Here is a 15,322-nt window from a genome sequence, read left to right on the forward strand (position 1 = left end):
CTGGTGCTGCTCGCGATCGCCTGCCTTGCGCTCTATGGTATGAGGCTTTCCGGGACCTGGCGTTCGATCTATCTGATCACCGCGATCGCCTCGCTCTATCTCAATGTGTTCGTGCTGGTGATTCAGAGTTTCCTGAAGATCGGCCCGCTGCATGCACTGGCACCGAGCGTGCCGCCGAGCGAACCGCCATTCGCGGCCCTCCAGGGTATCGTGCTGCTGCTGTTCCTGTTTGCGATCTTCAAGGCCGTGCGGCGTTACCATCCGGCGTGAGCCTCGGCTTTGGCCGGGAGCGCTTGCCCGGGACCGCTGCCGAAGCGGCGGTCCGGGTATCTTCCCATCAATTCGCCGCAAAGCTGAAGGCGTTTTGATGCGAGGAATTTGGCCGGGGTGATTTGCTTTGGGCGCCGTTCGCCCTATACCCTTGGCCTTGAAGGGTGGGCACCAATATGGATCGCATTCGCATCATCGGCGGCAACGCACTCAACGGCACCATTCCGATTTCCGGCGCCAAGAATGCCGCACTGCCCTTGATGATCGCCGCTCTCTTGACCGATGAAACGCTGATTCTCGACAACGTGCCGCGGCTCGCAGACGTCGCCCAGTTGCAGCGGATTCTCGGCAACCATGGCGTCGACATCATGTCGGCGGGAAAGCGGCCCGGTGATCGCGAATATCAGGGGCAGACCCTGCATATTTCCGCGGCCAACATCATCGATACCACCGCGCCTTACGAGCTGGTGTCGCGCATGCGCGCCAGTTTCTGGGTGATCGCGCCGCTGGTGGCGCGGATGGGCGAGGCCAAGGTGTCGTTGCCGGGCGGCTGCGCCATCGGCACGCGCCCGGTCGATCTCCTGATCATGGCGCTGGAAAAGCTCGGCGCCGAGATCACCATCGACGGCGGCTACGTCATTGCGAAGGCGCCGTCCGGCCTGAACGGCGGCGAGATCGACTTTCCGAAGGTGACGGTCTCCGGCACCCATGTCGCGCTGATGGCGGCAACGCTGGCGCAAGGTACCACCGTCATCACCAACGCCGCCTGCGAGCCCGAAATCCGCGACGTCGCCGATTGCCTGAACAAGATGGGCGCGCGCATCACAGGCGCCGGAACGCCGCAGATCACGGTCGAGGGCGTCAGCAAGCTGCACGGTGCGCGGCACACGGTTTTGCCGGATCGGATCGAGACCGGCACCTATGCCATGGCGGTCGCGATGACCGGCGGCGACGTCCAGCTCAGCGGCGCGCGTCCTGAATTGCTGCAGGCCGCGCTCGATGTGTTGACCGAAGCCGGCGCGGTCGTGACCGCGACCAACGAGGGCATTCGCGTGACCCGCAACGGTGCGGGCATCAATCCGGTGACGGTATCGACCGCGCCATTTCCGGGCTTTCCAACCGATCTTCAGGCGCAATTGATGGCGCTGATGACCCGCGCCAAGGGTGCCTCGCGCATCACCGAGACGATTTTCGAAAACCGCTTCATGCATGTGCAGGAGCTGGCGCGGTTCGGCGCCCGCATTCAGCTCGATGGCGAGACCGCGACCGTCCACGGCATCGGAGAACTGCGTGGCGCGCCTGTCATGGCGACCGACCTGCGGGCATCCGTGTCGCTGGTCATTGCCGGCCTTGCGGCCGAAGGCGAAACCATGGTCAACCGCGTCTATCACCTCGATCGTGGCTTCGAACGGCTGGAGGAAAAGCTCTCCGCCTGTGGCGCCCGCATCGAGCGCATCAGCGATTAAGTTGCTGCCAACTGCAACGGCGGTGGGCTCCCTCTCCCATTCGGAGAGGGTCGGGGTGAGGGGTTACGGTCCCTCGCGAGAGCTATAGCCCTTCGCCCGATTTGCTGCGCAAATCGACCTTTCCCCGTCGGGGAGAGGTGAAGCGAGTCCGCCGACAAATTGTTCCAAGGGTTGACGGCGATTTGGCCTCGCGCCATGGAGCAGAAGCCTTTACGTTGAGACTTCAAGACCGTTCGGAAAGCCCCATGCCCGTTCTGCTCGATACCTCCAGCCCCGATTTCGCGCACCAGTTCGGCGCGTTCCTGGCGATGAAGCGCGAGGTGGCGGCGGACGTCGAAGCCGCCTGCCGCCGCATCGTCGAGGACGTCGCCGGGCGCGGCGACGCGGCGCTGATCGAGGCGACTCGAAAGTTCGACCGACTCGACCTCGATGCCTCCCGGCTTCGCATCGGCGCCGACGAGATCGCAACGGCGGTGAAGGCCTGCGACCGCGAGACGCTGGCGGCGCTGGAACTGGCGCGTGACCGGATCGAGAGTTTCCACCGCCGGCAAATACCCAAGGATGAGCGCTTCACCGACCCGCTCGGCGTCGAACTCGGCTGGCGCTGGAGCGCGATCCAATCGGTCGGGCTCTACGTGCCGGGCGGCACCGCCGCCTATCCGTCATCGGTGCTGATGAATGCGGTGCCGGCGAAGGTCGCCGGCGTCGATCGCATTGTCATGGTGGTGCCGTCGCCCGACGGAAAGCTCAACCCGCTGGTGTTGGCGGCCGCACATCTGGCCGGGGTATCGGAAATCTACCGCGTCGGCGGCGCGCAGGCGATTGCGGCGCTGGCCTACGGGACAGCGACGATTGCGCCGGTTGCCAAGGTCGTCGGTCCTGGCAATGCCTATGTGGCCGCGGCCAAGCGGCTCGTGTTCGGCAAGGTCGGGATCGACATGATCGCGGGTCCCTCGGAGGTCCTTGTCATCGCCGACCGCTCCGCCAACCCGGGATGGATCGCGGCCGATCTTCTGGCGCAGGCCGAGCATGACGCCAACGCGCAATCGATCCTGATCACCGACGACGCGGCCCTGGCCGATGATGTCGCGCGCGCGGTCGAGACGCAGCTCTCGACGCTGCCACGCGCAGACATCGCGCGTGCCTCGTGGCAGGAATTCGGCGGCATCATCAAGGTCAAGACGATCGAGCAATCGGTCGCGCTTGCGGATGCGCTCGCGGCCGAGCACCTCGAAATCATGACCACCGATCCGGAAGGCCTTGCCGCGAAAATCCGCAATGCCGGCGCGGTGTTCCTAGGTTCGCATACGCCGGAGGCGATCGGCGACTATGTCGGCGGCTCCAACCACGTGCTGCCGACGGCGCGTTCGGCGCGGTTCTCCTCGGGGCTCGGCGTGCTCGACTTCATGAAGCGAACGTCGCTGCTCAAATGCGGGCCCGATCAGTTGCGCCAGCTCGGCCCGGCGGCGATGACCCTGGGTAAAGCCGAGGGCCTCGACGCACACTCACGCTCCGTCGGGATTCGCCTCAATTTGTCATGACCAATCAGCCATCAGGAGACGACTCGCAGAATCGCATCGTCGCGGTCACGCTCGACGAGGAATCGATCGGCCGTTCCGGCCCGGATATCGAGCATGAGCGCGCAATTGCGATCTACGACCTGATCGAGCAGAACCTGTTCGCGCCGGAAGGCGTTCAGGGCGGTCCTTTCACGCTGCACCTCAGCATCACCGGCAATCGTCTGGCCTTCGACATTCGCCGCGAGGATGGCACGCCGGTGGTGGCGCACCTGTTGTCGCTGACGCCGTTCCGGCGCATCGTGAAAGACTATTTCATGATCTGCGACAGCTACTATCAGGCGATCCGGACTGCGACGCCGGACCGGATTGAGGCCATCGACATGGGACGGCGCGGCATCCACGACGAAGGCTCGCGCACGTTGCAGGAGCGGCTGAAGGGCAAGGTGCGCGTCGACTTCGAAACCGCCCGTCGCCTGTTCACGCTGATCTGCGTCCTGCACTGGAAGGGGTAGCGCATGACCCTCACCACGATCGGCACGCTCACGTTTCAGCGGTTTGAAAAGTATCATCAAGATGTTGCCGCAACGGAAGATTGCTCCCTCTCCTTTTGCGAGAGGGGTGGGGTGAGCGGTTACGGTCTTTCGATAGTCCGTCACCCCTCACCCGGCGCTTCGCGCCGACCTCTCCCAATGGGAGAGGTGGCCGAACCCTCGCATTCCATGCGCCAGACGAAGAAAGACTGATGGCGTCGCCGCCGACGCGCGCTCCGCAAGCCGTGCTGTTTGCCTGTGGCTTCAACAGCGTGCGCTCGCCGATGGCCGAAAGCCTCTTGCAACAGATGTTTCCGCACGCGCTCTATGTGCGATCCGCCGGCGTCAAGAAAGGCGAACTCGATCCCTTTGCAGTCGCCGTGATGGCCGAACTCGGCCAGGACATCTCCCAGCACAAGCCGATGACCTTCGAGGAACTCGATGACTGGGAAGGCCTCAACTTCGATCTCATCATCACGCTGTCGCCGGAGGCGCATCACAAGGCGCTGGAGCTGACGCGCACGCTCGCCGCCGAAGTGGAATACTGGCCGACGCCGGACCCGACCGGCACCGACGGCAGCCGCGACCAGAAACTGGAGGCCTATCGCGAGGTCTGCGATGGCTTGTTGCTGCGCATCCGCAAGCGGTTTTCGAAGGTCGGCGCGGCGTCGGGCTGAACCGGCCGGGTTCCGCGAGGCAAGGGCGGAACACAGCCGCAGCCACCTTGCAGCTTCGTGACGGGCGGATGTCAGCGCGGCTGGCCGATTTTCTCCAGGCCTCGCCGGCAGTTGCCAAGCCCGTTCTTTGTCATGATGCACGGTTGTCTCGGCGATGGCGTTCCGATAGGTTCCGCGCGCATTCACTCAAGCTGGACGAATCTTCCCCGCCGAATAATCCGAAATGCTTGGCCGTCCCAAACTGGTTCTCGCTTCAGGTTCGCCGCGACGCCTTGGCCTGCTCAACCAGGCCGGCATCGAGCCCGACGCGTTGCGTCCCGCCGACGTCGATGAGACGCCCAAGCGCGGTGAGCTGCCGCGCGCCTGCGCCAACCGCCTCGCCCGGGCGAAAGCGGATGCGGCGCTCAAATCGGTGCAGCTCGATGACGAGTTGCGGGGCGCCTATATTCTCGCCGCCGACACCGTGGTCGCGGTCGGCCGCCGCATCCTGCCCAAAGCCAATCTGGTGGACGAGGCCGCGCAATGCTTGCGGCTGCTGTCGGGACGCAACCATCGCGTCTACACCGCGATTTGCCTTGTGACGCCGAAGGAGGCGTTTCGCCAGCGACTGATCGAGACCCGCGTGCGCTTCAAGCGGCTCTCGGAGGAAGACATTCAGGCCTATATCGGCTCCGGCGAGTGGCGCGGCAAAGCCGGCGGCTACGCCGTGCAGGGCATTGCCGGATCCTTCGTGGTCAAGATGGTCGGGTCCTACTCCAACATCGTCGGCCTGCCGCTCTACGAATCGATCTCGCTGCTCGGCGGCGAGGGGTTTCCGGTCCGCTTTGGCTGGTTGAATGCCAGCTAAACCGCGTGGCGAAGGCGCTTCCGGCGCCACAGGGGCGAAGCCATGCCCGATCTGCGGCAAGCCGGCCAGCCAGGAAAACAACCCGTTCTGTTCACAGCGTTGCCGCGATGTCGATCTCAATCGTTGGCTCTCGGGCTCCTACGTGATCCCCGGCCGGCCCGACGAGGATGACGACAACGACTAGCGGAATTTGAAAATCGTCATTGTTTTCATCGGCTTGTTGGATGGTCCGGCTTCGCGCGCCGAGCTGCGCCGGACATGCTTCGCTGTCGGCTTTTTGCACGGCGGTGCCATGCGAAGCCGCCAGGCGAAGCACGGTGGACAGGACAGATTGTCCTGACTATAAACCGCCGCTCCCTCACGCCGTTCATGCGGCTCCGGGAACGCCCAGGTAGCTCAGTTGGTAGAGCATGCGACTGAAAATCGCAGTGTCGGTGGTTCGATCCCGCCCCTGGGCACCATTTTGGTCCGGCCAGTTTGCGATCGTCTGACGGATCGATTTTCGTGATGGCGGATTTCGCCCGTTGGACGCTCACATCGAAGACAGCGTCGTTTGCATCTGAGCTTCGGATTCTTGCTGCGCCTCATCAGTTGGCCGCTCGGTCCGGATCACCGAGGCGGCGAACCGGAACATCCCCCACCACGTCAGCTCCAGCACCACTTCGTGATGCTTCAGGCCCTTGCCGCCCTTGACCGGTCCGAGGTCTCGAATGACGCGCAAACGTCCGTCGCTCATTCGAGCTAATCTACAATTCGCGAAGCGACTCATCTTTGGGGGCATGCATCAGATGGCGTGCCCGTCAATTCTTGACAGCGCGGCGATCGGCGGCGCGGTTTTGAAGAATCAATTTAGGCGAAAGGAAAGGCCGCGCAGCCGTCGGGGTCGATCGATATCCCAACCTCGGTTCCGGGCGGCAGGTGGATCATCGCCCGATCGCCGCTCGAGCGCACCAATAGCAGATCGTCGCCGCAGGCGCTGCAGGCGATCTGAAGATCGACATGCCCTCCGTGATAGGTCTGCGCCACGATCCGGCCTGTCATCGTGGCGGTCTCGTCCGGTGCGACGATGCGAAGACGCTCGGGGCGGACGAACAAGTCGATCGAGGTCGAAGGAGTTGCTGCGCCGATACGCCCCGCCGGCACCGTGATCTGAATGCCGCCAAGCGTGATCACGGCCTCAAGTCCCGCAACACTGACGAGTTCGCCCCGCAGGCGGTTGGCGTCGCCGACAAACGATGCGACGAACCGGTCGGCCGGCTCGCGGTAGATATCGAGCGGCGTACCGAGCTGGCGGATTTTTCCTTCCGACATCACCGCAACGCGGTCCGACAGGCTGAGCGCCTCGCTCTGGTCATGGGTGACGAAGATCGTGGTCAGCCCAAGCTTGCGCTGGATGTCGCGAAGCTCGATCTGCATCGAGCCGCGCAGGTTCTTGTCGAGCGCCGAAAACGGTTCGTCCAGCAACAGCACCGTCGGATTGATCACGAGCGCGCGCGCCAGCGCGACGCGCTGCTGCTGGCCGCCTGACAACTGCTTCGGCTTGCGCTCGTCCATGCCTGAGAGCTTGACCAGCGCCAGCGCCTCGGCGACGCGCTTGCGTATGTCGGCCCTCGCGACGCGGCGCGTCTTCAGGCCATAGGCGATATTGTCCGCAACGCTCATGTGCGGAAACAGCGCGTAGTTCTGAAACATCATGCCGATTTCGCGCTTGTAGGTCGGCACCTCGTTGACGCAATTACCGTCGATGTTGACCGAGCCGCCATCCGGCCCGAGGAAGCCGGCGGCGAGTTTCAAAAGCGTGGTCTTGCCGCAGCCGGAGGGGCCGAGCAGCGTCATGAACTCGCCGCGGCCAACCGCCAGCGATACGTTGTCGAGCGCTTTCACCTCGCCAAAGGTTTTTGTCACGCCGTCGAAGCTGACTGCCGCGTCCGTTATCGCCGGGGCCGGTATCGTCATGATGCTCAATGGCTCTGTTCGATGTTGAGGACCTTGCCGAGGCCAAGAAAGCGGTTGGCGAAGGCGATCAGGGCTGCGGTGCCCGCGATATACATCACCGACAATGCCGCCATCGAAGGATCGGCGAATTCTCGCACATAGTTGTACATCGCGACCGGAAGGGTCTGCGTGCGCTGCGAGGTCACAAACAGCGACGCCGTGAATTCGTTGAACGAGAGGATGGCGGCGAACAGCCAGCCGCTGACGAGACCGGGCAACAGCAGCGGTATCGTGACGGTGAGCAGCACGCGCAGCGGCGTGGCGCCGAGGCTTGCGGCGGCCAGTTCGTAGCTGGGATCGAGATTGCGCAATGACACGTAGACGCTGCGCAGCACGAACGGCAGTACGAGAATGACATGACAGATGACGACGACGGCAAAGCCGCGGCTCCATCCGATTTGCGCGGCGAGGATCAAAAAGCCAAGACCGACGGTGAAATGCGGGATCACCAGCGGCGACACCAGAATGCCCTCGATGGTCGCTTTCAACGCAAACCGGTAGCGATCGATCACGAAGGCAAACATCGAGCCTATGACCAGCGCGATCGACGAACTCCAGGCAGTGACGATCAGGCCGTTGTGGAATCCGGCGCGGAAATCAGGATAGGCCAGCGCGCGTTCGAACCATCGCCACGACCAGGCTTGTGGCGGAAACGACAGAATAGCCTTGTCGTTGAACGCTGCGATGGTCACGACGGCAGCGGGAAGGATCAGGAAGCCAAGGATCAGGACGACGACGAGCCAGCCGGCATAGCCGAGCAGACGCTGATAGGTCGATCGCGGCACCATCTTAATGCGCCCCGATATTCTTGAATGGCCGCGAGGCGAGGTTAAGGAGCGACAACACCGCGATCGTCAGGGCGAGGCCTGCGACGCAGAGCGCGGCGGCGAACGGAAAGTTGAAGCTCGAGAGGCCGAGCTGATAGACCAGGTTCGAGACCATGTTGACGCGGCCGCCGCCGATCATCTGCGGCGTGGCGAACGCCGAAAATGTCCAGGCAAAGGCGGTGGTGACGCCGGCGATCACGCCCGGCATCGACAGCGGCAAGGTCACGGTCAGAAACGCACGGATCGGGCCGGCGCCAAGGCTTTCAGCCGCGCGCTGATAGTCGCGGTCGATATGCGACAGCCCTGCCGCCAGCATGATCACCATCACCGGCAGCGTGACATGCACCAGCGCAACCACGACGCCAAAGGTCGTAAACATGAACTGGATCGGTTGATCGATCAGGCCAAGCCCACGTAATGCGGCATTGATGAAGCCGTTATTACCGAGCACGATGATCCAGGAATAGGTCCGCACCACCTCGCCGAGAAACAGCGGCGTGACGACGATGATGAGCAGCGCCGATTTGATCCAGGGCCGCTCGATCTGCACCAGCGCGTAGGCGAGGGGATAGCCGACCAAGAGCGTGACGGTCGCCGTCAACGCGCAGATCAAGACGGTATCGAGGAAGACACGCGCATAAAGCGGCTTCAGCAGGTCGAAGAAATTGGCGAGGGTGAAACCGCCGGGATCGAGCGAGCCGGGAATATAGGCACGAAGGCTGTATTGCAGCACGGCGGCCATGGCCGCGACGAAGCCAAGCGCGCAAAGCGCGGCTGGCATCGTGAAGATGCGGGAAAAAGGCCGCTGGTTCATGACAGCTTGGATGGGTGGTTTGTTAGTTCATGATGTTTTCGGCAAACCACTTGCGCCATTCGGCGGTTTTCTCGGAGCGCAGCTTGGCGTCGATATTGATCTGCTGTTTCCATTGTTCGGCGGTGGTGAAGACGCCGGGCAATTTCGCGATCTCGGGATCGAGCTTGGCGTTGAGCACCGCCGGGCTGCCTTTTTTCAGCTTGGCGATGTCGGCCTGGATCTCCGGGTCGTACAGCGTGTTGATGAACTTGTAGGCGAGGTCGGCCTTTTTCGAACCCTTCATGATGGCGACGGTGTCGATGCCGAGCACTGCGCCTTCCTTCGGGATGGCCAGCGTGATCGGCACGCCCTGTCCGATCATGTAATAAGCGTTCATCGACAGCACGATCTGTAGCGGCGTCTCGCCGCTGGCGAGCAATTGCTGGCTGTTGGCGTCATTGGTGTAGAACGCCTTGAAGTTCGGCTTCAGCGCTTTCAGCTTGTCCTCGCCTTTTTCCCAATGCGCGGCGTCGGCGCCGGACAGCATGGCGGAAACGACGATGATATGGCTGGGGTCGAAATCGGGCGCCGCGAGCTTGGCTTTCAGTTCCGGTTTCCAGAGATCGTTCCAGCTCTCGAACTTGATGTCCTTCAACAGATCGGCGCGGTAGCCGATGGTGTAGACATAGGCCCAGGCGCCGAGGTGATAGGGGCTGATCCGCGCTTCCTCCGCGAGGTTCTTGGCGTTCGGAATTTTCGATGTGTCGAGCGTTTCGAACAAGCCATCATTGGCGTAGAGCCAGCCGACATGCGAGGTGGTGAAGGTGATGTCGCTCTCGGGATTGCCCTTGGCGAGCTTCTCCTTGTTGAGCCGGTCGATGGTGCCGCCGGTGACGAAATCGACCGGCACGCCGGTCTCGGCGGTGAATTTTTTCGCCACCGTCTCGGCGATCAAGTCGCGCCAGCTGCCGCCCCAGATTGAGACCACGAGCTTGTCCTGCGCGTGGGCCGGAACAGAAACAAGCAAAACAACGAAAGCTAGCCAGAAGCGACGCATGTCAAATTCCCCTCGCGATGCGTTCTTTCGCATCGTCAAATACTTCCCGGCCCGACAATTCTGCACCATTGTGCGGCAACCGACAACGGCGAGAAGCGGCCTTGTTATCGACAAGCAAGACGCGCGCCGTTAAGTTCGCCGCAAGCGCGGCCGATTCAGCCGCCAGTGGAGCGGATTTGACATTCGCCAAGCGTTGGCCGCGCATTCCACAGTGCGAATCGGGCCACTAGAGCGGGTGGGAGGAATGGTTTGAGCGGTGTGCTTGCAAAAGAGGGCGATGCGCATCGGCCGTCGGATGTGCTGAACACGCTCAAGCGGCTCGGCTTCGGCGCGGTGGTGTCGGTGCCGGACGGTTGGCTCGGCAAGATCCTGGTCCGCATCGAGCATGAACCGTCGATGCGGCTGGTGCGCGCGACCCATGAAGAGGAGGCGCTTGCGATCGCTTGCGGCCTGCGGCTTGGCGGGGTCCGCACCGCACTGCTCGTGCAAAATGCCGGCGTGCTCAGCATGGGCGCGGGCATGGTTTCGCTGGCGCAGCGCTACCAGTTTCCGCTCCTGATGCTGGTGTCTTATCGCGGCACACCGGATGACCCGGTGTTTTACCACGTGCCCAAGGGCCGGGCGACAGAACCGGTGTTCCGCGGCGTCGGCCTGAGCTATGCCTGCGTCGACCGCCATCGGCCGATCGGCCCCCAGGTCGAGCATGCCGCGACCTTTGCCGAAGAGGCGTCGTGTCCGTTTGCGCTTCTGCTGTCCCGGGAAGACATCCAATGGTGAACGTTGCCACCGCGCGCCCGACCCGCGCCGACTATTACCGCGCCCTGGCCGAACACCTGCCGCAGCAGGCGCTGGTCGTGACCTCGCTCGGCAACGCCTCCTATCTCTGGGCAAAGCTGCACGAGGCGCCGGAAAACTTCTATTTCGAAGACGCGATGGGCCTGGCACTGCCGTTGTCGCTCGGGCTTGCGATCGCCCAGCCGAACCGCCCGGTGATCGTGGTCGAGGGCGACGGCGGGCTGTTGATGCATATGGGCGCGCTGGTCACGGTGGGCGCGGTCAATCCGGCCAATCTCACGGTGCTCATCATCCAAAACGGGGTCCACGCCGCTTCCGGCGGTCAAGCCTTGACCAATGCGGCGCTGGATCTGGCGCAACTTGCGCGCGCCTCGGGTATTGCCTCCAGTGAGAATATCGACAAGCCGGAGGGGCTCGCCGACAGATTGCGTGGCAGGGCAAGCCGTAACGGCACCGAATGCCTGGTGCTTGCGACGGAACCCGATCTCGATGTGGTCCGCCCGCCCGTTACTTTCGATCCGCTGCTGAGCAAGCACCGCTTGCAAACCGCGATCGGGGCCCCGCGTTACGTTCATGCCGTATTCGGCGGCGGCAAGCTCGAAGGCGGTTAGACGGCTGGCGGCTTAACTGATGCCGTACTTCTCGAACAGGTCGGGCGCGAATTTCAATCCGAGCCCGGCGCCTGGCGGCACCGCTATTTCGCCGTTGACCGGGATCGGCGGATTCTCGAACAGACGCCAGGTCCACGGCATGTATTCGACCACCAGCCCGTTCGGGATTGCGGCGATCAGGTGCACATGAATCTCGGGCAACAGGTGGCTGGCGACGGGCTTGTTGAAGGCCTCCGCCATGCCGGCGACCTTCATCCATTGCGTCACCCCGCCGACCCGCAAGAGATCGATCATGGTGATATCGCTGGCGTGGTGCGCCAGGGCCTGGCGGTGCGGCTCGATGCCCCAGAGATATTCGCCGGCGCAGACCGGCGTCGAGAGCGCGTCGGCAATCTTCGCGTGACCCTGATGATCGTCGCAGGTGGTCGGGTCCTCCAGCCATCCGAGCCTGAGGTCTTCGATCTGGTGGCCGATCGAAATCACCTCGGCGACGCTCCAGCGCTGGTTGATGTCGACCATCAGGTTGACTTCGGGTCCGACGGCCTCGCGGACCAGCCGGATGCGCTCGATCTCCTGCTTCGGCGAAAGTCCGGCGACCGCCATCTGGGTCTTGATCTGCCGGTAGCCTTTCTCAACCAGTGCAGATGCGGCGCGCTGCAGCTTGTCGGTCGGTGTGGTGCGCGACAGCGCGCCGCTGGCATAGGCCGGCACCTTGTCGCGTGTACCGCCGAGCAGCCGCGCCAGGGACACGTTGAACGCCTTGCCGCGAAGGTCCCACAACGCGGTATCGATGGCGGAAATCGCCAGCATTGCGATGCCTGAGCCGCAGGACGCCGATGCGACGCGCATCTTGGCGTTCACCTGTTCGACGCGCAGCGGATCCTCGCCCTTGATCACCTCGCCGAGCTCTTCGAGGGCGGCGCGCAGCGAGCGGACCAGCTTGCCGGCGAAAGCCGTGACGCCGATGCCTTCGAGCCCCTCGTCGGTTTGCACCTGCACGGTGAAGAATTCACGCATCATGCCGATCATGAAGGGCGCGCCGACCAGAGGCTCTTCCTCCGGCAGGCGGACGAAGTCGACCTTGATGTGTTCAATTTTCATTCTTGTTCCTCCGCTCCTGTATCGGTCGTTGTTGTTCAAGTGCGCCACGCTGCCTATCATAAGCCAGCGAAAGCCCAGCGGCCGTTAAAACGATAAGAGCCGCGGGCCAATCGGGAGGTCAAGATGCCCCAGAGCAAGGGTGGTCCGCGCAATAGCGACCGGCGCTTGAACAGGCGGAGCGCCATTGCGGCGATAGCGGGCGGTGCAAGTTTAATGGCCGCGCCCGCGATCGTTCGTGCGCAAACGCCGCTCGCCGTCAGTTTCGTCCAGCAGCGCGGCCTGCTCTATCTGCCCGTCGATATGATGGTCACAGGCGGCGTGCTCCAGCAGGAAGCAACCAAGCTCGGGCTCGGCAAGGTTGAGGCATCGGCAAGAAGATTGAGCGGTCCTGCCGCCGTCACCGATGCATTGCTATCGGGCTCAGCCGACTATGGCGCTGCCGCGCTGCCCTCCTTGTTGACGTTGTGGGACAAGACCCATGGCACGGCCAACGAGGTCAGGGCTGTCGGAACCATGTCGAACGGCGCCATGGTGCTTTACACCATCAACCCCAACGTCAAGACGATCGCCGATTTCACCGAGAAGGACCGCATCGCGGTGCCCTCGGTGCGGATCTCGTTCAATGCGATGATGCTGGAAATGGCGGCGGAGAAAGTATGGAACGATCCGCATCGCCTCGACCATCTCACCGTCGGTCTCGGCCATGCGGATGCTGTCGCGGCGCTGTCGGCAGGCTATGGCAAGGCTACCTTGACGGCGCATATCGCCGTGCAGCCATTCACCGAGCGCGGGTTGAGGTTGCCGGGCGCGCATGTCGTGGCCGACAGCCGCGAGGTGTTTGGCGGACCGCTGACGCAAGTCTGTTTGCTCGCGGGCAAGCAGACGCGGGACAAGAACCCGACCTTGTTCAAGGCGGTCGGCCACGCGCTGGAAGCTTCCATCAAGCTGTGCAATGCCGACAAGCCTGCCGGCGCGGTGCTTTGGAAGAAGGCCCAGAATGCGTCCGAAAGCATCGACGAGCTGCGCGCGTTGCTCGACGATCCCGGCTTCGAGTTCACCTCGCAGCCGCATCGCATTGCTTATTTCGCGGCATTCCTCAAGCGCATCGGCTCCATGAAGGCCGAGGTCGGCGATTGGAAACAACTATTCTGGGAAACCGCCTACGCTCAGCAGGGCGATTGAGCCGCGCTCCTAGTGCGCAACGCCCTCGCGGCCGGTGATCGCCATCAGCGTGCCGGTCATCGTCGCGACGAGCTTTTCCTTACTTCCTTCCAGCGCCAGCGCGCGCGCTTCGCAGATCGTCAGCGTCCGGCCGGGCTTGATGACATGGCCGCGGAAGATGAAGCGCTCGCCCTTTGCCGGCGCCAGGAGGTTGGTCTTGAACTCGACGGTCAGCACGGCGGCCTCAGCCGGCATCAGCGAAAACGCCGCGTAGCCGCAGGCGCTGTCCAGCGCCGTGGTGATGATGCCCGCATGCATGAAGCCGTGCTGCTGGGTGTAGGCGGGATTGGGCGGCATCGCCAGATGAACCTCGCCGGGCGCGAGATGGATCATTTCGATCCCGAGCGTCGCCATCGCCTGTTGCCGCGCAAAGCTTGCGCGCACGCGTTCCCTGAAATTTGCGTCCTGCGCCTGAAACATCCTGCCGTCCTGCCCGACCGTTGCATGCCGATAGCAAGGCTAACGCGAGGCACCGACAACATCAAACCGCCCGCTTGACGGCGGAGCGCGCTCGTGGCCACCAATTCAGTTGATCGAAACGGCATTGTCGCCGAAGCTGACGCAAATGCCGAGGCGGTGGCGCCGCGGATCGAAGGAGGGGCTCGTGCGCTTGGTAACTGTCGCGGCCGGTCAATTGGGGCCGATCGCCAGAAATGAGACGCGGACGCAGGTGGTCGAACGTCTGTCGGCCCTGATGCGCCAGGCGCACGAAAGCGGATGCGACTTGATCGTTTATCCCGAACTGGCGCTGACGACGTTCTTTCCGCGCTGGTACATGCAGGATCAATCCGAGATCGACCGCTTCTTCGAGCGCGAGATGCCGGGGCCTGAAACCCGAGCCCTGTTTGATCTCGCCCGCGAGCTCGGCATCGGCTTTTATCTCGGCTATGGCGAACTGGCGGTGGAGGGTGGCGTCACCCATCGCTACAATTCGTCCATTCTCGTCGACAAAAGCGGTGCGATCGTCGCAAAGTACCGCAAGGTCCATCTGCCCGGTCATGCCGAGCACGAGCCCTGGCGCAAGTTCCAGCATCTCGAAAAGCGCTATTTCGAACCCGGCGATCGTTTCGGCGTGGTCGAGGCGTTCGGCGGCGTGATGGGAATGGCGATCTGCAACGATCGGCGCTGGCCCGAGACCTATCGCATCATGGGCCTTCAAGGCGTCGAGATGGTGATGATCGGCTACAACACGCCGGTGCACAATCCGCCGGCGCCCGAGCACGACGATCTCTCGCTGTTCCACAACCAGCTTGTGATGCAGTCCGGCGCCTATCAGAACGGCACCTGGGTTGTTGGTGTCGCCAAGGCCGGGATCGAGGAAGGTGTCGATCAGATCGGCGGCAGTTGCATCATCGCTCCGTCAGGCGAAATCGCGGCCGCCTGCACCACCAAGGGCGACGAGATCGCGCTGGCGCGCTGCGACCTCGATCTCTGCAATTCCTACAAGCGCACGACGTTCAATTTCGACGTTCATCGCCAGCCGCAGGCATATCGGATGATCGTCGAGCGAAAGGGGCGAAACCTGATGGCCGACGGAACGCCGGTCGGATCGGCCTCGCGCTAGGCGCGCCCCTCGCTAGCTCAAACCTTCATCAGCGGGCGGCCTAAGTTC

The 15,322-nt window shown here is 63.2% G+C and carries 17 protein-coding genes, 1 tRNA gene and 1 pseudogene; 12 read left to right on the forward strand and 7 right to left on the reverse strand.

Annotated elements, in window-relative coordinates; all coding sequences use genetic code 11:
* The 8 genes and pseudogenes from VFL62_RS05800 to VFL62_RS05835 form a co-directional block, all read left to right on the forward strand.
* Nucleotides 1–270: pseudogene (locus VFL62_RS05800) on the forward strand (hypothetical protein); the annotation flags it as partial.
* A 176-nt stretch (nucleotides 271–446) separates the two neighbouring features.
* Nucleotides 447–1,736, forward strand: a complete 1,290-nt coding sequence (gene murA / locus VFL62_RS05805; protein ID WP_325171420.1) for a UDP-N-acetylglucosamine 1-carboxyvinyltransferase — start codon at nucleotides 447–449, stop codon at nucleotides 1,734–1,736.
* A 245-nt stretch (nucleotides 1,737–1,981) separates the two neighbouring features.
* Nucleotides 1,982–3,277, forward strand: a complete 1,296-nt coding sequence (gene hisD, locus VFL62_RS05810; RefSeq protein WP_325171421.1) for a histidinol dehydrogenase — start codon at nucleotides 1,982–1,984, stop codon at nucleotides 3,275–3,277.
* Entirely contained in the window at nucleotides 3,274–3,768 is a 495-nt protein-coding gene (locus VFL62_RS05815) for a UPF0262 family protein (protein ID WP_325171422.1), read from the forward strand. The genes hisD and VFL62_RS05815 overlap by 4 nt, the downstream gene beginning before the upstream one ends.
* Nucleotides 3,769–3,998: 230 nt before the next feature.
* On the forward strand, nucleotides 3,999–4,463 hold the full coding sequence (locus VFL62_RS05820) for a low molecular weight phosphatase family protein (protein ID WP_325171423.1): 465 nt from the start codon (nucleotides 3,999–4,001) through the stop codon (nucleotides 4,461–4,463).
* A 223-nt stretch (nucleotides 4,464–4,686) separates the two neighbouring features.
* Nucleotides 4,687–5,310 carry a Maf-like protein gene (locus VFL62_RS05825; RefSeq protein WP_325171424.1) on the forward strand — a complete coding sequence of 208 codons (624 nt, stop codon included), beginning with the start codon at nucleotides 4,687–4,689 and terminating at the stop codon, nucleotides 5,308–5,310.
* A complete protein-coding gene (gene yacG, locus VFL62_RS05830) occupies nucleotides 5,300–5,494 on the forward strand; it encodes a DNA gyrase inhibitor YacG (RefSeq protein ID WP_325171425.1) in 195 nt (64 codons plus the stop codon). The genes VFL62_RS05825 and yacG overlap by 11 nt, the downstream gene beginning before the upstream one ends.
* Nucleotides 5,495–5,695: 201 nt before the next feature.
* Nucleotides 5,696–5,771 (forward strand) — tRNA-Phe (locus tag VFL62_RS05835).
* Between the two features lie 71 nt (nucleotides 5,772–5,842).
* On the opposite strand, the gene VFL62_RS05840 is transcribed toward VFL62_RS05835, so the two are convergent.
* The 5 genes from VFL62_RS05840 to VFL62_RS05860 all read right to left on the reverse strand — a co-directional run bounded on the left by VFL62_RS05840 (nucleotide 5,843) and on the right by VFL62_RS05860 (nucleotide 9,913).
* Nucleotides 5,843–6,046: a hypothetical protein gene (locus VFL62_RS05840; protein WP_325171426.1), complete on the reverse strand. Its 204-nt coding sequence runs from the start codon at nucleotides 6,044–6,046 to the stop codon at nucleotides 5,843–5,845.
* A 113-nt stretch (nucleotides 6,047–6,159) separates the two neighbouring features.
* Nucleotides 6,160–7,266 carry an ABC transporter ATP-binding protein gene (locus VFL62_RS05845; protein WP_325171427.1) on the reverse strand — a complete coding sequence of 369 codons (1,107 nt, stop codon included), beginning with the start codon at nucleotides 7,264–7,266 and terminating at the stop codon, nucleotides 6,160–6,162.
* A 5-nt stretch (nucleotides 7,267–7,271) separates the two neighbouring features.
* Nucleotides 7,272–8,093: an ABC transporter permease gene (locus VFL62_RS05850; protein ID WP_325171428.1), complete on the reverse strand. Its 822-nt coding sequence runs from the start codon at nucleotides 8,091–8,093 to the stop codon at nucleotides 7,272–7,274.
* A 1-nt stretch (nucleotide 8,094) separates the two neighbouring features.
* Entirely contained in the window at nucleotides 8,095–8,946 is an 852-nt protein-coding gene (locus VFL62_RS05855) for an ABC transporter permease (protein WP_325171429.1), read from the reverse strand.
* Between the two features lie 22 nt (nucleotides 8,947–8,968).
* Nucleotides 8,969–9,913 carry an ABC transporter substrate-binding protein gene (locus tag VFL62_RS05860; RefSeq protein ID WP_325171430.1) on the reverse strand — a complete coding sequence of 315 codons (945 nt, stop codon included), beginning with the start codon at nucleotides 9,911–9,913 and terminating at the stop codon, nucleotides 8,969–8,971.
* Between the two features lie 327 nt (nucleotides 9,914–10,240).
* On the opposite strand from VFL62_RS05860, the gene VFL62_RS05865 reads away from it, so the two are divergent.
* A complete protein-coding gene (locus VFL62_RS05865) occupies nucleotides 10,241–10,759 on the forward strand; it encodes a thiamine pyrophosphate-binding protein (protein WP_325171436.1) in 519 nt (172 codons plus the stop codon).
* Nucleotides 10,753–11,388, forward strand: coding sequence for a thiamine pyrophosphate-dependent enzyme (locus tag VFL62_RS05870; protein WP_325171431.1), 636 nt, complete (start codon nucleotides 10,753–10,755; stop codon nucleotides 11,386–11,388). Before VFL62_RS05865 ends, VFL62_RS05870 begins: the two co-directional genes overlap by 7 nt.
* A gap of 12 nt (nucleotides 11,389–11,400) precedes the next feature.
* Here VFL62_RS05870 and VFL62_RS05875 read toward each other — a convergent pair whose 3' ends face one another.
* Complete coding sequence (locus VFL62_RS05875) at nucleotides 11,401–12,489, reverse strand: mandelate racemase/muconate lactonizing enzyme family protein (protein ID WP_325171432.1); 1,089 nt, start codon at nucleotides 12,487–12,489, stop codon at nucleotides 11,401–11,403.
* A gap of 213 nt (nucleotides 12,490–12,702) precedes the next feature.
* Here VFL62_RS05875 and VFL62_RS05880 point away from each other — a divergent pair, with 213 nt between their 5' ends.
* Nucleotides 12,703–13,671: a hypothetical protein gene (locus tag VFL62_RS05880; protein ID WP_325171433.1), complete on the forward strand. Its 969-nt coding sequence runs from the start codon at nucleotides 12,703–12,705 to the stop codon at nucleotides 13,669–13,671.
* Between the two features lie 9 nt (nucleotides 13,672–13,680).
* On the opposite strand, the gene VFL62_RS05885 is transcribed toward VFL62_RS05880, so the two are convergent.
* On the reverse strand, nucleotides 13,681–14,130 hold the full coding sequence (locus VFL62_RS05885) for a PaaI family thioesterase (RefSeq protein ID WP_325171434.1): 450 nt from the start codon (nucleotides 14,128–14,130) through the stop codon (nucleotides 13,681–13,683).
* Nucleotides 14,131–14,275: 145 nt separating this feature from the next.
* Between VFL62_RS05885 and VFL62_RS05890 the strand changes: the two genes are divergently transcribed.
* Nucleotides 14,276–15,274: an N-carbamoyl-D-amino-acid hydrolase gene (locus VFL62_RS05890; RefSeq protein WP_325171435.1), complete on the forward strand. Its 999-nt coding sequence runs from the start codon at nucleotides 14,276–14,278 to the stop codon at nucleotides 15,272–15,274.
* Nucleotides 15,275–15,322 lie beyond the last annotated feature (48 nt).

Source organism: Bradyrhizobium sp. (genome assembly GCF_035701725.1).
Classification (GTDB): domain Bacteria; phylum Pseudomonadota; class Alphaproteobacteria; order Rhizobiales; family Xanthobacteraceae; genus Bradyrhizobium.

Excerpts from the sequence above, each read along its gene's own strand:
- VFL62_RS05820 (WP_325171423.1), top strand. The coding sequence starts at position 3,999 with ATGGCGTCGCCGCCGACGCGCGCTCCGCAAGCCGTGCTGTTTGCCTGT.
- VFL62_RS05855 (WP_325171429.1), bottom strand. The coding sequence starts at position 8,946 with ATGAACCAGCGGCCTTTTTCCCGCATCTTCACGATGCCAGCCGCGCTT.
- yacG (WP_325171425.1), top strand. The coding sequence starts at position 5,300 with ATGCCAGCTAAACCGCGTGGCGAAGGCGCTTCCGGCGCCACAGGGGCG.
- hisD (WP_325171421.1), top strand. The coding sequence starts at position 1,982 with ATGCCCGTTCTGCTCGATACCTCCAGCCCCGATTTCGCGCACCAGTTC.
- VFL62_RS05885 (WP_325171434.1), bottom strand. The coding sequence starts at position 14,130 with ATGTTTCAGGCGCAGGACGCAAATTTCAGGGAACGCGTGCGCGCAAGC.
- VFL62_RS05825 (WP_325171424.1), top strand. The coding sequence starts at position 4,687 with ATGCTTGGCCGTCCCAAACTGGTTCTCGCTTCAGGTTCGCCGCGACGC.
- VFL62_RS05850 (WP_325171428.1), bottom strand. The coding sequence starts at position 8,093 with ATGGTGCCGCGATCGACCTATCAGCGTCTGCTCGGCTATGCCGGCTGG.
- VFL62_RS05880 (WP_325171433.1), top strand. The coding sequence starts at position 12,703 with ATGGCCGCGCCCGCGATCGTTCGTGCGCAAACGCCGCTCGCCGTCAGT.
- VFL62_RS05870 (WP_325171431.1), top strand. The coding sequence starts at position 10,753 with ATGGTGAACGTTGCCACCGCGCGCCCGACCCGCGCCGACTATTACCGC.
- murA (WP_325171420.1), top strand. The coding sequence starts at position 447 with ATGGATCGCATTCGCATCATCGGCGGCAACGCACTCAACGGCACCATT.
- VFL62_RS05815 (WP_325171422.1), top strand. The coding sequence starts at position 3,274 with ATGACCAATCAGCCATCAGGAGACGACTCGCAGAATCGCATCGTCGCG.
- VFL62_RS05875 (WP_325171432.1), bottom strand. The coding sequence starts at position 12,489 with ATGAAAATTGAACACATCAAGGTCGACTTCGTCCGCCTGCCGGAGGAA.
- VFL62_RS05845 (WP_325171427.1), bottom strand. The coding sequence starts at position 7,266 with ATGACGATACCGGCCCCGGCGATAACGGACGCGGCAGTCAGCTTCGAC.
- VFL62_RS05840 (WP_325171426.1), bottom strand. The coding sequence starts at position 6,046 with ATGAGCGACGGACGTTTGCGCGTCATTCGAGACCTCGGACCGGTCAAG.
- VFL62_RS05890 (WP_325171435.1), top strand. The coding sequence starts at position 14,276 with ATGCCGAGGCGGTGGCGCCGCGGATCGAAGGAGGGGCTCGTGCGCTTG.